General features: G+C 38.4%; 10 protein-coding genes. 7 read left to right on the top strand and 3 right to left on the bottom strand.

Features of this window, described 5'->3' with window-relative positions; all coding sequences use genetic code 11:
• The 3 genes from B0A66_RS19905 to B0A66_RS19895 all read right to left on the bottom strand — a co-directional run.
• A partial coding sequence (locus B0A66_RS19905) for a DUF2931 family protein (protein WP_165766664.1) occupies positions 1-724 on the bottom strand: 724 nt, incomplete at its 3' end.
• Entirely contained in the window at positions 714-2,657 is a 1,944-nt protein-coding gene (locus B0A66_RS19900; RefSeq protein ID WP_089051612.1) for a phospholipase effector Tle1 domain-containing protein, read from the bottom strand. The genes B0A66_RS19900 and B0A66_RS19905, both read right to left, overlap by 11 nt.
• A 6-nt stretch (positions 2,658-2,663) precedes the next feature.
• Positions 2,664-4,478: a type VI secretion system Vgr family protein gene (locus B0A66_RS19895; RefSeq protein WP_089051611.1), complete on the bottom strand. Its 1,815-nt coding sequence runs from the start codon at positions 4,476-4,478 to the stop codon at positions 2,664-2,666.
• 399 nt (positions 4,479-4,877) lie between these two features.
• On the opposite strand from B0A66_RS19895, the gene B0A66_RS19890 reads away from it, so the two are divergent.
• The 7 genes from B0A66_RS19890 (at position 4,878) to B0A66_RS19860 (ending at position 14,616) form a co-directional block, all read left to right on the top strand.
• A complete protein-coding gene (locus B0A66_RS19890) occupies positions 4,878-5,984 on the top strand; it encodes a fibrobacter succinogenes major paralogous domain-containing protein (protein WP_089051610.1) in 1,107 nt (368 codons plus the stop codon).
• 243 nt (positions 5,985-6,227) lie between these two features.
• Entirely contained in the window at positions 6,228-7,664 is a 1,437-nt protein-coding gene (locus B0A66_RS19885; RefSeq protein WP_089051609.1) for a fibrobacter succinogenes major paralogous domain-containing protein, read from the top strand.
• A gap of 202 nt (positions 7,665-7,866) precedes the next feature.
• Positions 7,867-9,288 (top strand): fibrobacter succinogenes major paralogous domain-containing protein, encoded by a 1,422-nt coding sequence (locus B0A66_RS19880; RefSeq protein ID WP_089051608.1) that lies wholly within the window; start codon positions 7,867-7,869, stop codon positions 9,286-9,288.
• Between the two features lie 205 nt (positions 9,289-9,493).
• Positions 9,494-10,618, top strand: coding sequence for a fibrobacter succinogenes major paralogous domain-containing protein (locus B0A66_RS19875; RefSeq protein ID WP_165766662.1), 1,125 nt, complete (start codon positions 9,494-9,496; stop codon positions 10,616-10,618).
• Positions 10,619-10,824: 206 nt separating this feature from the next.
• Complete coding sequence (locus B0A66_RS19870) at positions 10,825-11,949, top strand: fibrobacter succinogenes major paralogous domain-containing protein (protein WP_089051606.1); 1,125 nt, start codon at positions 10,825-10,827, stop codon at positions 11,947-11,949.
• Between the two features lie 214 nt (positions 11,950-12,163).
• On the top strand, positions 12,164-13,282 hold the full coding sequence (locus B0A66_RS19865; protein WP_089051605.1) for a fibrobacter succinogenes major paralogous domain-containing protein: 1,119 nt from the start codon (positions 12,164-12,166) through the stop codon (positions 13,280-13,282).
• Between the two features lie 209 nt (positions 13,283-13,491).
• Positions 13,492-14,616, top strand: coding sequence for a fibrobacter succinogenes major paralogous domain-containing protein (locus tag B0A66_RS19860; RefSeq protein ID WP_165766661.1), 1,125 nt, complete (start codon positions 13,492-13,494; stop codon positions 14,614-14,616).
• Positions 14,617-14,872 lie beyond the last annotated feature (256 nt).

Genomic DNA, 14,872 nt, shown 5'->3' with positions numbered 1-14,872 from the left:
TAATGCTACCATCTTTTGTAATACCTAAAATAGCGATACTATAATCATTTTTGTTTTCATCTTCACTGCTAAAAACAATATCATATTCATATTTTTTTTCTCCTGTTTCCCAAATATCGTATGGAATTCCGTACAAATAACGAAATATATTTACCTTACCGTTTAAAAATTCTTTTGACGAAAAAATTTTTGATTCTATTCTTTCAGCTTCATCACTTTCTTTATATACACCATTATTTTCTACTTTAAATTTGCATATTTCAGTACTTGCCTGTCCACCTTGTAGCCAAACTGTAACATTTCCTCCCGGAGCCATGCCTGTAGTTATCTTTCCATATTTTACTAACCCTCTAAAAGGCTCGACAACTCCTTTTTTGAAAAGAGCTATCATTTTTTCTCTAGGTAGTTTATGTCCTCCACTGTAATAATATCTGTCATTGGCACAGATCCAGTTGACAAAAACACTATCAGGAACAGCTTTAAATTTATCTCCACCGACATATCCTCCACTTGTAATTCCCCACCCTGGATCAGAACCAATGTTTGCAGAAGCACCACCAATACTTTTACCATTATAAAAATATTCTACAAATGGTCCGCCATTACCGTAATACTTCGGCGCAGACAAACCTGCATTCCATGCAAAAGTATCTTTTGGCTGGCAACCTAAAAATAGAAAAGTCACCAGTAAACTGCACAAATAATAAATTTTTCTATGGTTCATAACGCTCTCGCTTAAATTGCACTTTTCCTTTTTCATCAATATAGTATTTAACAGGATGATTTACAAAACCCATATCTCCTAAAAGACTGTGATCGCCTCCTTTTATTTTTATATAATCGTTCTCCAGACCGCCATAATGAGCAGACAAATGTATATACTGATTCATAATATGATGAAATAGCTTTTGTGGAATTATATAATTACTACTTTTATCATCAAAAACAATATTACGCATTACTTGTAAATACTCTCTTAATTTATCAAATTCCTGTTCTTCCGGAATTTCATACTCAAAAGTGTGTTTAATTATATTCCCCCCTTCTTTAGCCTTTTGATAATCTTTATAAAAAGGCACATCGTACTTTATTGCATATTCAAGCATAAGATTTAGCGGTACAAGAGAATATTTATTGCTTATATAACGAGAATCCTGCAATACTATATGGTCTGCTAACTTTGTTTCGTATAGAGCATGTTTTTTTTCAGAATCGTATAAAAATTCCTTTGAGGGCTCATAATCTGCTGATCGGTTTACAAACTCTATACCCGTAGAAGGAAAATATTTACTGGTACTAGGCGTCGCATTAATATTTAAATAATGATCGTGGGTATTAATAAATTTCACCGTTCCTACATTAGAAAAGTAGTCGTGGCAATATAAATTGTTTACATAAAAATTTCTAAGTTTCTTTTTTTCTTCCCAAAATTCAGTACCCTCATTTATTTTCTTCGCGTCAGCATCAAAAAAATCCAGTATTGGTTCATACTTTTCGAGTTCGGCATATCCTCCGCCAATATCGGAGTGTGCTCCATGCATGCTTAAGGTATATCCTGCATTGGTAGGAGTGAGTGCAAAATTATCACGCCATTCGTCCTGAGCTGTAATGTGCATTATTTGACCAATTTTTAAATGACTAACATCTGTATTTATAGGGGTTAAAGCTAACTCTGCAACTGGAAACCAACGATTAACCAAAACCAACTTCATGCCCAAATTGTCTTTTAAAACCATATCTGAAATTACAGTGTCATATATACCTAAAAAGCGTATTTCTATCTCGTATGTATCATGTACAGAGGCATAACCTCTTTCATTAAGCATAGCGCCAAGAATTCCTCCGGCATGTGCATCTATGATTCTTCTTCCTGTGGGTAACGGATATTTATCATAAGGATCGTTTTTAATTTCGTTTCTGTACGATTCTTTTTTCGAAACTTCATTACAAAAATGTCTTGCGGCCGCAGCACCTCTGCTAAAGCCAAAAACATCAAAAATTATTTTGTTTATTTTTTTACTTTCTACTGCGGAAAACTGCTCCTCAACTACTTTTTCAATCCCCTCCCGTACACGGCTTAAAATCCCCCAACTGCTCCTGGCAAGACCGGAACCTAAAATATCATCAGGCTCTCCCTTGCTGGTACCAATACCCTCTATATATTGTTTGAGAATTAAATGTTTTCCATATTCAGGATGATTCTGTTCATCTTGATAATCTTTATCGGTAACTTCCCTGTACAACTCATACATTTTCGCTACATTCGAGTAAGGATTCCAGTAACTATCGCGATCTGTAATTTTAACTTTTACCTTTTTTTGCTTTTTATTTCCATCTTCAACAATAATTTCTGTTTCCTGGTTTACCGGAATATCCTCGGCTTTCAGCTTGTCGGCACTACTCTTTATTTTAGAGTAATAAACACTATCTGAGTTAAAACGGTTGTTGCCTGTACCGTCAAAGAACATCCCAACAAATATGTTTACAGATCCTTCAGGTTGTCTGGGTACATATTTTTCAGGCTCTCCATAGGTATATTGTGGAGCATAATAATCTATGCGTCCCTCTGAATTAATTTCAATATTCTTTGAAAAAATCCTGTATGTGCCTCCCGTTATTTCTGTAATTTTTCCCTTTACTACTCTTGTTCTTGACATCTTTGTTTAGTTTTGTGAAGTTCCGCTTGTACCATTATTAGCAATTTTGTCTTTTGAATGAAATTCAGCATTCTTACTCTGGGAAACAAAACCAGAATGATCTATTACATTTCTATCTTTTTTAACCTCAGAATGTACATCGCCATCGATGCTTTCAAATAGTTCTCCTTTAACCTTCATCAAAAGATCTCCTCCAACTTCTATTCTATTTTCTACACCTACAATACTGGACTTATTTACACCCGCAGTTTCTACAATGTTTTGCCCAGCTTTTATTGTAATGCTTTCAGAAGCATCAAAAATGATATTCTTCGCCTTTATTCTGATCGTTTCGCTGGATGTTAAACTGATACTTTTGGTTTCCTCATTCAAATGCAGTTCATTGCCGCTTGGGTCAGAAAGCCAAATACCCACTTTTTCTATAAACTTAAATACTTGCCCAAATCTGAATTTCCAGCCTTTGGTGCTGTTGTTGGAATCAAAAAATTCGGGTTTGGCTTTGCCGTTGTAGTGTGAGCCTGAAACGTAAGGATGATTGACATTTCTGTTTTCAAAACTCACCAAAACCTCATCGCCTATTTCAGGTCTGTTGTATTGTCCCCAGCTTTTTCCTGAGTATTGTTGCATGACACGCATCCAATCGCTGTTGGCATCATAATTCGCCCAGTAGAATTTTACTTTTACACGTCCTAATCCTTCGGGATCATTGTTGTCTATTACAATTGCGGGTTGAGTATCGGCTTTTGCAGAAACTTCTATGTTCGTATAATGCGGCACTTCAACATCTGCCGGAATGGCTTTAAACTTGCATCGGTATTGTCCGTCGTATTCTCCAAAATGGGTCACTTTTATGGCTACAAGTTCGTGGTAGACTTCTTTATTTTGAACCGTAAAGATTTGTCCAACACCAATGGGTACATACGCCTTTCCGGTATAAATGGTACTGTTGGCATCGTATGCTGCTACTTGGCGTTGGGCTAATTCTTCGATTTCGGTTGTATTTTTTGCCTGATTGGTATACGATGGAATCGATGTATTGGGCAAGGCTACCACCAACTGATCACGACGGGTCATAGCCGAAAAACCGTCTGCACTTCCTGCTGCGGTCACGGCTTTAGCGCTTTTTATACTTAGTGCATTGTTGGGATCGTAACCCGCAAGCGACGTTTTATGTGATTTGAGTTTACTTTTGATCGTGAAATCATACAAGGTTACATAGTTTTTTAACTTGACTTTTGATGATTTCAGATTGCCAAATTGCATGCGCATGCCATCAAAATAAAACCATTCGCCATGAAAAGCGGCAAGTCGTTTTAGAAAATCAAAACTGGTTTCGTTGTATTGGGTAATCGCAGGAAACATTTTTTTGTAGCGGGGCTGAATGGCTTCGGACTGATAAAATTCGCCAGCTGTTTCGTCTTCAAAAATTTTCAGGGCAACTTCTTTGATGTTCTTCTCTAAAAACACTCTCGATTTAGGTTGTTCACTTAAAAGAACAGTGTGACTAATTCCCTTAACATACAACCCACGCGGACTTCCTTTTTCATAAATCGAAATGAGCTCGTTGATAATTCCCTTGCTCATGACTTTTATTTCGCCATTTCTACTTTTAAAGGTAAAAATAACTTCGTTGGCGGTGTATTTTCGAATCGCTTCTGCTTGTTCTTCGGGGGAAATGATCGTACTTCCGCTATACATCCAGGTGAAAGAAAAATCATGATGCTCCATCATGCGCTGAGTGAGTTTTAAATCCGAGAAAAGTACTCTTTTGGTGTAACCGCTTATAGTTACCTGAATCTGATCTTTAAATGATGACGACATAGTGTAAAGGCTTTTAAAATATTTACTATCAGTTTTTTCGTAAAGTAAATTAAAAGCACAGTTTCAATTTGTCATAAAAATATCAGATTAAGCCATTTTTTTGGGTTGTTGGTTTTTGTTTGTTGTTTGTTGTTTGTTGTTTGTTGTTTCAGGTTTCAAGTTTCAGGTTTACTCCGTCTGTTCGGCTTTCAGCCTCGCGTCAGGTTTCAAGTTTCAAGTTCACCATTCACAACTCACAATTCACAATTCACAATTCAAAAAAAACCTTAATCTGATAGTTTTTAAATGTAATTATGCTGTAAAATTTTATCACTTTGTATTCTACTCTTATAACTTAAAGTTTACCTCTACCGAACTGATAAGTACAATGATTTTAGAGCTGTAATTGAAAATACCATAATGAAGAAATTTACATTGATAATGGCACTATTACTATGTTTTAGTATGAAATCGCAAATAGGAATCGGCATTCCTAATCCTGATGCTTCTTGTGTACTGGAACTTGCGAGTATCGAAAAAGGTTTTTTACCCCCCCGTTTAACAACAGCTCAAAGGGATGCTATCACGCGGCCTGCTTTGGGACTTACCATTTATAACACCACCAAAAAATGCTTAGAATGGTACCTTACTACAGGATGGTACAATGCCTGTGGCGATAATGGAATTGCGATAATAGACAGTTACATTTGTACTACTGCTACAACCGGTACTATGGTAGAAGGAACTCGTGTATCGGGCGTAAGTCAAACTATTACGGTAAATGTTAAAACTGTAGGAAGCTATGATATAAGTGCCACGGCAAATGGCGTTACGTTTAGCGCTAAAGGTAATTTGACGGCATTAGGTATGCATGATATTGTGCTTACTGCTACCGGAATACCCGCCAATTATGGTTCGCATACTTTTACTTTAAATACAACTCCTGTTAACTGTACTTTTAGCCGGGTGACTCATTTAACGGTTACAGGTGCAGGAGGAGGAATCTGGATGGCGTATAATCTGGGTGCAACGGCTCCGTCAGCCTCGATGTCAGACCAATATGGTGGTTATTATCAGTGGGGTCGTGGCAATGACGGGCATGGAGACGAAAACTCAGCTACTACTTCTACGCGGTCACCAACAGATGATCCGGGACATGGTCTGTTTATAACCGGAAATGCCAACTGGCAAATAACCGTAAATAATAATTTATGGCAGACTGTTAAGGGAAATAATAATCCTTGTCCGGATGGTTTTCGCGTACCTACAAGTGCAGAATTCGAAGGAGAGTTTAAAGCAGGTAATGTTACAGGTGTAGCATCTGCCTTCAATTCAATATTGAAAATCCCTGCGGCAGGAAATCGTGAAAGGAGTAATAAAATGGAATTCAGAGGAAGCCAGGGCAGGTATTGGACTAGTACCGTAACCACACATAGTAATTATTATCGTATTGGAGCCACCTCATCGTATATTGATTTAGCGGGTAATAGAGCAAATGGTCTTTCTGTACGCTGCATCAAAGACTAAATACTAAAAACAGATGCCAATTTAGTTTCTTTATTTGTAGTATATAACTTTTGTCAAATCCCCAATTACAGCTGTAATTTAGGGGTTTATTTTTTATAAAAATATGTCCTAACCTGTCCGAATTTAAAAGTATTTTTCCTGGATGATTTTGTCTCTTTGTAAATTAAAGTTTTTTCATTTTTCGGATCCTTTTTTAGAAATAGTAAAACAAAATAATAATAATAATAATAATAATAATAATATATGAAGAACTTTACATTCTGTCTATTACTGCTTATAGGTTACAGCGTTCAGGCACAGGTAGGCATTGGAATTCCTAATCCTGATGCTTCTGCTGTATTAGAACTCGCCAGTAAACAAAAAGGCTTTTTGCCTCCGCGTTTAACAACCGTTGAAAGAGATGCCATTAACCAGCCCGCACAAGGTTTAACCATTTTTAATACCACTAAAAATTGCTTAGAATGGTACAATATTTCCGGATGGTACAATGCCTGTGGCGACAATGGCGTAGCTACCGTGACCAATTACGACTGTTCTACTCTTGCAACGGGTACTATGACGGCAGGAGATCCTGTTTCCGGTGTAAGCCAAACTATTACGGCCAAAGTTTCCGTTCCCGGGAGTTACGATATTAGCGCTGTTGAAAATGGGGTAACTTTTAGTGCCAGTGGCAATTTTACCTCTGTTGGCGATCATCAGGTAGTACTTCATGCTACAGGTACGCCCATTGCAATAGGGAATCATAATTTTACTTTAAACACAAGTCCAAACTCCTGTAGTTTTACAAGAACAACTAATACAGGTGCAAGCATTGTGAGCCAGTACAACTGTAATACAGCCAGCGCGGGTACAATGACGGAAGGAGTAGCTATAGCGGGAGGTGTTACCCAAACTATTACCGCTACAGTTACTAAAACAGGTACGTATAATATTAAGGCTACTGCAAATGGTGTGATTTTTTCTTCTATGGGTGTTTTTTCAGCGACAGGTACCCAAACTGTTGTACTTACCGCAGTAGGTACACCCACTGTAGCGGGAAATCATAATTTTACTTTAAACACAAGTCCAAACACCTGCACTTTTAACAGAACAACGGTTACTACAATTACAACAGTCATTGGTGCAGCAGGAGAAACCTGGATGGCGTATAATCTTGGTGCCACAGCTCCGGCAACATCTATGACTGATACTGCACAATATGGCGATTATTATCAGTGGGGGCGTGATACTGATGGACATGAAAAATTTAACTCTCCTTTCATCACTACGCAAGCAACAACACCTTTTCCCGGACATGGTAATTTTATATTTCCAACAGGACTTAGAAAGAGTTGGATTTCACCTGATAATACTAATTTGTGGCAAGGCGTTAATGGTATTAATAATCCTTGTCCTACCGGTTTTAGAGTACCTACTGCAATAGAATGGCAAAACGAATTTATTAAAGGCAATATGAGAAATACTACCGCTGCATTTAATTCTGTACTAAAATTGCCAACTCCAGGATTTCGAAATTCCTTTAACAGCTATGCAGGAAGAGGCAGTGAAGGCCATTATTGGACAAGTTCTACTAATTCTAATTTTGGTAGGCGTCCTAAAGTTGAATTTACAAATCTCAGCGGGAGCACTCTCGCTGAACAGCCAGCACACGGACTTAGCGTACGCTGTATCAAAGATTAACAAAAAACAGAACATCTTTACTTTAATTCACTTTTACACCCCTAAATTACAGCCGTAATTTAGGGGTTTGTTTTTTATAAAATATGTCCTAACCTGTCCGAATTTAAAAGTATTTTTCCTGGATGATTTTGTCTCTTTGTAAATTAACTTTTTTTCATTTTTCGGATCCTTTTTTAGAAAATAGTAAAACAAAAAATTATAGATGAAGAACTTTACACTCTGCTTATTACTGCTTATAGGTTACAGCGTTCAGGCACAAGTAGGTATCGGAATTCCTAATCCTGATGCTTCTGCTGTATTAGAACTCGCCAGTAAACAAAAAGGCTTTTTGCCTCCGCGTTTAACAACCGTTGAAAGAGACGCCATTAACCAGCCCGCACAAGGTTTAACCATTTTTAACACCACTAAAAATTGTTTAGAATGGTACAATATTTCCGGATGGTACAATGCCTGTGGCGACAATGGCGTAGCTACCGTAACCAATTACGACTGTTCTACTCTTGCAACGGGTACTATGACAGCAGGAGATCCTGTTTCCGGTGTAAGCCAAACCATTACGGCCAAAGTTTCCGTTCCCGGGAGTTACGATATTAGCGCTGTTGAAAATGGGGTAACTTTTAGTGCCAGTGGTAATTTTACCTCTGTTGGTGATCATCAGGTAGTACTTCATGCTACAGGTACACCTATTGCAATAGGGAATCATAATTTTACTTTAAACACAAGTCCAAACTCCTGTAGTTTTACAAGAACAACGATTACAGGTCCAAGCATTGTGAGCCAGTACGACTGTAATACAGCCAGCGCGGGTACAATGACAGAAGGAGTAGCTATAGCGGGAGGTGTTACCCAAACTATTACCGCTACAGTTACTAAAGCAGGTACGTATAATATTAAGGCTACTGCAAATGGTGTGATTTTTTCTTCTATGGGTATTTTTTCAGCGACAGGTACCCAAACTGTTGTCCTTACCGCAGTAGGTACACCCACTGTAGCGGGAAATCATAATTTTACTTTAAACACAAGTCCAAACAATTGTAGTTTTAGCAGAACAATTTTTCCTCCAATTGCAACTGTAACGGGTGCAGCAGGAGAAACCTGGATGGCGTATAATCTTGGTGCTACAGCTCCGGCAACCTCTATGACTGATTCGGCACAATATGGTGATTACTATCAATGGGGGCGTGGTACTGATGGTCATGAAAAAAGAAACTCTGCTAATAATGCAAATCTATCAACAACAGATTCTCCCGGACATTCCGATTTTATAATTACATCATCTGATTGGCGCTCACCGGCTAATAATAATTTATGGCAGGGAACTAATGGAGGTACAAATAACCCTTGCCCTGCCGGATTTCGCCTGCCTACAATTGCAGAATGGGATAGTGAATTTGCACAATCGGGAATCGTAAGTAATGCGACGGCTTTTAGATCTGTACTAAAGTTAACGGTTTCTGGGTTTCGCAATAATACAAATGGTCGATATCAAGATACAGGAACCGCTGGTTATTATTGGAGTTGTGATACATTTGGCATTCGAAGTGGTTCTAAATCTTTTACCGGAACTTTTGGGGCTATTATGGAACGGGGTAGAGGACTTAGCGTACGCTGCATCAAAGATTAACAAAAACATTAAATACAACCCAAAATAATTCTAAACAACCCCAAAATTTCAGCTGAAATTTTGGGGTTTATTTTTTAATAATGTCCTGATATAATACTATTTAGATGTATTTATCATAAGGAATTTCGTCACTTTGTATATAATTATTTCCCTAATTCAGATAGTTAACTATAAAATTACAGGAAAACGAAAAATGAATAAGATCATGAAAAACTTTATTGTACTGATAGCAATGCTTGTATGTAACAGCATGTTTTCACAAATAGGAATTGGAATTCCTAATCCTGATGCCTCAGCGGTTTTAGAACTCGCGAGCAAACAAAAAGGATTTTTACCCCCAAGATTAACCACAACAGAAAGGGATGCCATTAGCCAGCCCGCGCAAGGTTTAACCATTTACAACACCACTAAAAAATGTCTGGAATGGTATTTGGCTTCAGGATGGTACAATGCCTGCGGCGATAATGGTGTCGCTACGGTAACCAATTATACCTGTAGCACACTTGTAACGGGTACTATGGAAGCCGGAACTCCTGTATCTGGCGTGAGCCAGACCATTACCGCTACGGTTACGGTTCCCGGCAGCTACAATATTAGTACTACGCAAAATGGTGTGACCTTTAGCGCAAGAGGTAATTTTACATCTGCTGGCAATCATGATATCGTACTTCATGCCGCGGGAACGCCCACTACAGCAGGAGATCATGATTTTGTTTTAAATACAAGTCCTAACAGCTGTAGTTTTAGAAGAACTACTACTCCTAAAATTCAAACTGTTGTAGGGGGATCAGGAAGAATCTGGATGGCATACAATCTTGGTGCTACAGCTCCGGCAGCAGCCTCTAATGATGCTTCACAATATGGGGACTATTATCAATGGGGACGCGAAACTGATGGTCATGAAAAACTAAACTCCGGTACCACAACTACACTATCACGCAATGATTCTCCGGGACATGCTAATTTTATAATAGGAACTGGAATTCCTAGTGATTGGCGTTCACCGGCCAACAATAATTTATGGCAGGGTGTTACTGGTATTAATAATCCTTGTCCTGCTGGTTTTCGCTTACCTACAGCGCAAGAATGGATAGCCGAATTTAACTCCTCTGCTATAACAAATGCTGCAACTGCATTTGCTTCAGCATTGAAATTACCCATTGCAGGGTCAAAAAATACTAATGGACAGTATTCTAATACCGCGTTAAGAGGTCTGTATTGGTCTAGTGCTTCTACCGGCCAAGCTGTTACTTTTACTCAAACTCGTATTGATTATCAAAATCTCGTACAAAGAGCTAGTGGAAACAGCGTACGCTGCATCAAAGACTAAGAAAGAAAGCATTTAATACAATCCTAAATAATTCTGACAACCCCAAAATTACAACCGTACTTTTGGGGTTTATTTTTTAATAATGTCCTGATATAATACTATTTAGATGTATTTGTCATAAGAAATTTCGTCACTTTGTATATAATTATTTTCCTAATTCAAATAGATAGCTATCAAATTACGGAAAAGAAATAACAAATAAGAAGATGAAAAACTTTATTGTACTGATAGCAATGCTTGTATGTAACAGCATGTTTTCACAAATAGGAATCGGAATTCCTAATCCTGATGCTTCGGCAGTATTAGAACTCGCCAGCAAACAAAAAGGGTTTCTGCCCCCACGCTTAACAACAGCAGAAAGAGATGCGATTAGCAACCCCGCAGAAGGTTTAACCATTTTTAATACCACCAAAAATTGTCTGGAATGGTACAATCCTTCCGGATGGTACAATGCCTGTGGCGATAATGGTGTCGCTACCGTAACCAGCTATGTCTGCGGTACTCTTGAAACGGGTACTATGGAAGCCGGAACCCCAGTATCGGGCGTAAGCCAGACCATTACCGCTACCGTTTCCGTTCCCGGAAGTTACGACATTAGTGCTACCGAAAACGGTGTAACTTTTAGTGCACATGGTAATTTTACTGCTATAGGCAATCATGATATCGTACTTGACGCAACAGGCACACCCATTGCAGGAGGAGACCACGATTTTACTTTGAATACAAGTCCAAATACCTGTACATTCAGAAGAACGACAGAAGTTCCAACTGTTAGAGGTAGAGCAGGAAAAATCTGGATGGCGTTTAATCTTGGCGCAACTGCTCCGGCAAGTTCTGCAACAGATGCGGCACAATATGGGGACTATTATCAATGGGGGCGTGGTACTGATGGACATGAAAAGGTAAACTCTCCTGTTAACCCTAACCTATCAACGGGAGATAACCCTGGGCATGGTAATTTTATAACTAGTACAAATCTTCCATTAGATTGGCGTTCAACTTCTAATGCTAATTTATGGCAGGGTGTTAATGGTATAAATAACCCTTGCCCTGCCGGTTTTAGAATACCAACACTTCAAGAATGGGAAAATGAATTCAATGCATCAGGAATAGTAGATAGTGCGACTGCATTTAATTCAGTCTTAAAATTACCACTTGCAGGAGAGCGCGATTTAAGGACTGGGGCTTTCACTGATGCTGGAACTGCGTTTAGCTATTGGACTAGCACTACAAGCGGTAATTTTAGTATGATAAAATACTCTGCATCAAGCTTTGGTAACGCTGGTGTTTATCGGGCATCTGGATATAGCGTACGCTGCATCAAAGACTAACAAAAAAGCATTAAATACAACCAAAAATACTTCTAAACAACCCCAAAATTTCAGCTAAAATTTTGGGGTTTGTTTCTTGTAAAAATGTCTTATTTGGGTACAATTAAGAAGTATTTATTACACTGAATTTTGTCTCTTTACAGATCATTCTTTTTAGCTCATTTGTGTATTTTTTTTTAAGTATCGAATTGACAAAAAGCAAAAAAATAATTACATGAAGAACTTTACATTACTACTCCTATTGTTTGTAGGATATAGCATGCAGTCGCAGGTAGGAATCGGAATTCCTAATCCTGATGCCTCAGCGGTTTTAGAACTTGCGAGCAAACAAAAAGGGTTTCTGCCCCCACGCTTAACCACTGCAGAAAGAGACGCCATTAGTCAGCCCGCAGAAGGTTTAACCATTTATAACACCACTAAAAAATGTCTTGAATGGTATTTGACTTCAGGATGGTACAATGCCTGCGGCGATAATGGTGTCGCTACGGTAACCAATTATACCTGTAGCACACTGGTAACCGGTACTATGACGAGCGGAATTCCTGTATCTGGCGTGAGCCAGACTATTACTGCTACGGTTACGGTTCCCGGGAGTTACGATATTAGCGCTACGCAAAATGGTGTGACCTTTAGCGCCAGAGGTAATTTTACTTCTGCCGGCAATCATGATATCGTACTTCATGCGGCGGGCACTCCCATTGCGGGAGGTGATCATGATTTTATTTTAAATACTAGTCCTAACAGCTGTAGTTTTAGAAGAAGTACTATCACCACTGTTACAAGTATATCAGGAAGAATCTGGATGGCATACAATCTTGGTGCTACAGCACCGGCAACAGCTATAAATGATGCCGCACAGTTTGGTGATTATTTTCAATGGGGTAGAGGTGCTGACGGACATGAAAAGCAAAATTCAGCCAGAACAAGTACACAATCTGCAGGAGATACTCCTGGTCATGGTAATTTTATAACAAACGGAACAAATTGGCGATCAACAACAAATGTTAATTTATGGCAAGGTGTTAATGGAATCAATAATCCTTGTCCAACTGGTTTTAGAATTCCTACAAGAGCAGAATGGGAAAAAGAATTTAACGATTATTCTATAAGAAACACAGCAGAAGCCTTTAATTCGATACTTAAATTACCAGCTCCGGGATATCGCTTAAATGCTAGTGGAGCATATTTACAACTTGGAACTCATTCTAATTATTGGACAAGTACTACAAATGGAAATGATGTTATTTTCAAAAATTTGTCTGCAACTCATGAACGTACCGACACTCAAAATGCGCAATCTCATGGATTTAGCGTACGCTGCATCAAAGATTAAGAAAAAAAGCATTTAATTTAATCCTAAATAATTCTGGCAACCCCAAAATTACAACGGTACTTTTGGGGTTTGTTTATGTAAATAATGTCCTAATGTAATACTATTTAGACGCATTTATTATAAAGAATTTCGTGACTTTGTATAGTATTATTTCCCTAATTCAGATAGTTAACTATAAAATTATGGGAAAACGAAAAATGAATAAGAACATGAAAAATTGTATACTATCAGTAACATTACTTATATCCTACAGCCTATTTTCGCAGGTCGGGATCGGAATTCCTAATCCTGATGCCTCAGCGGTTTTAGAACTTGCGAGCAAACAAAAAGGTTTTCTGCCCCCACGCTTAACCACAGCAGAAAGAGATGCGATTAGCAACCCCGCAGAAGGTTTAACGATTTTTAATACCACCAAAAATTGTCTGGAATGGTATAATCCTTCCGGATGGTACAATGCCTGTGGCGATAATGGTGTCGCTACAGTAACCGCTTATACCTGTAATACGCTTGAAACGGGTACTATGGAAGCCGGAACCCCTGTATCGGGCGTGAGCCAGACTATTACCGTTACGGTTTCCGTTCCCGGAAGTTACGACATTAGTGCTACCGAAAACGGTGTAACCTTTAGTGCCAGAGGTAATTTTACTTCTGCAGGCAATCATGATATTGTACTTCATGCAACAGGTATACCTCTTGTCGCAGGTAATCATACTTTTGCTTTAAATACCAGTCCCAACAGCTGTAGTTTTAGTAGAATTACTGATATCAAAATTATAACAGTTATTGGTGCGGGAGGAAGAACCTGGATGGCGTTTAATCTTGGCGCCACTGCTCCGGCAACCTCTATGACGGATGCTGCGCAATACGGGGACTATTATCAATGGGGACGTGGTACCGATGGTCATGAAAAGATGAATTCACCCAGGATCAGTACTCAATCACAAGGAGACTCTCCCGGACATGGTAATTTTATAACAAACACAAGCAATTGGCGTTCAACAACAAATGTTAATTTATGGCAAGGTATTAATGGAATTAATAATCCTTGTCCTGCTGGTTTTCGTGTCCCTACCATTACAGAATGGAATCAAGAATTTTCTAATTCTAATATAAAAGATATGCCGACTGCATTTAGTTCTGTATTAAAATTACCAGCAGCAGGATATCGTGCAAATAATAATGCAAGCTATAGTAATCTTGGAGTTGAAGGTCGTTACTGGAGTAGTGATACAAGTGGCCTTAGGGTTAATTATAAATTATTAGATACAGGTCAAAATAGTCGTAGTGGGGCTGATCAAGCTAATGGAATGTCGGTACGCTGCATCAAAGACTAACAAAAAAGCATTAAATACATCCAAAAATACATCCAAACAACCCCAAAATTTCAGCTGAAATTTTGGGGTTTGTTTCTTGTAATAATGTCCTATCATGGTACAATTAAGAAGTATTTATTGCACTGAATTTTGTCTCTTTACAGATCATTCTTTTCAGCTCATTTGGGTAGCTTTTTTTAAGTATCGAATTGACAAAAAGCAAAAAAATAATTACATGAAGAACTTTACATTACTGCTCCTATTGCTTGTAGGATAT

The organism is Flavobacterium hercynium (genome assembly GCF_002217285.1).
Taxonomy (GTDB): Bacteria; Bacteroidota; Bacteroidia; order Flavobacteriales; family Flavobacteriaceae; genus Flavobacterium; species Flavobacterium hercynium.
This window is presented reverse-complemented; position numbering and strand designations above follow the sequence as displayed.

Coding starts and splice junctions, on each gene's coding strand:
- B0A66_RS19885 (WP_089051609.1), top strand. CDS start 6,228: ATGAAGAACTTTACATTCTGTCTATTACTGCTTATAGGTTACAGCGTT.
- B0A66_RS19880 (WP_089051608.1), top strand. CDS start 7,867: ATGAAGAACTTTACACTCTGCTTATTACTGCTTATAGGTTACAGCGTT.
- B0A66_RS19900 (WP_089051612.1), bottom strand. CDS start 2,657: ATGTCAAGAACAAGAGTAGTAAAGGGAAAAATTACAGAAATAACGGGA.
- B0A66_RS19870 (WP_089051606.1), top strand. CDS start 10,825: ATGAAAAACTTTATTGTACTGATAGCAATGCTTGTATGTAACAGCATG.
- B0A66_RS19875 (WP_165766662.1), top strand. CDS start 9,494: ATGAAAAACTTTATTGTACTGATAGCAATGCTTGTATGTAACAGCATG.
- B0A66_RS19865 (WP_089051605.1), top strand. CDS start 12,164: ATGAAGAACTTTACATTACTACTCCTATTGTTTGTAGGATATAGCATG.
- B0A66_RS19895 (WP_089051611.1), bottom strand. CDS start 4,478: ATGTCGTCATCATTTAAAGATCAGATTCAGGTAACTATAAGCGGTTAC.
- B0A66_RS19860 (WP_165766661.1), top strand. CDS start 13,492: ATGAAAAATTGTATACTATCAGTAACATTACTTATATCCTACAGCCTA.
- B0A66_RS19890 (WP_089051610.1), top strand. CDS start 4,878: ATGAAGAAATTTACATTGATAATGGCACTATTACTATGTTTTAGTATG.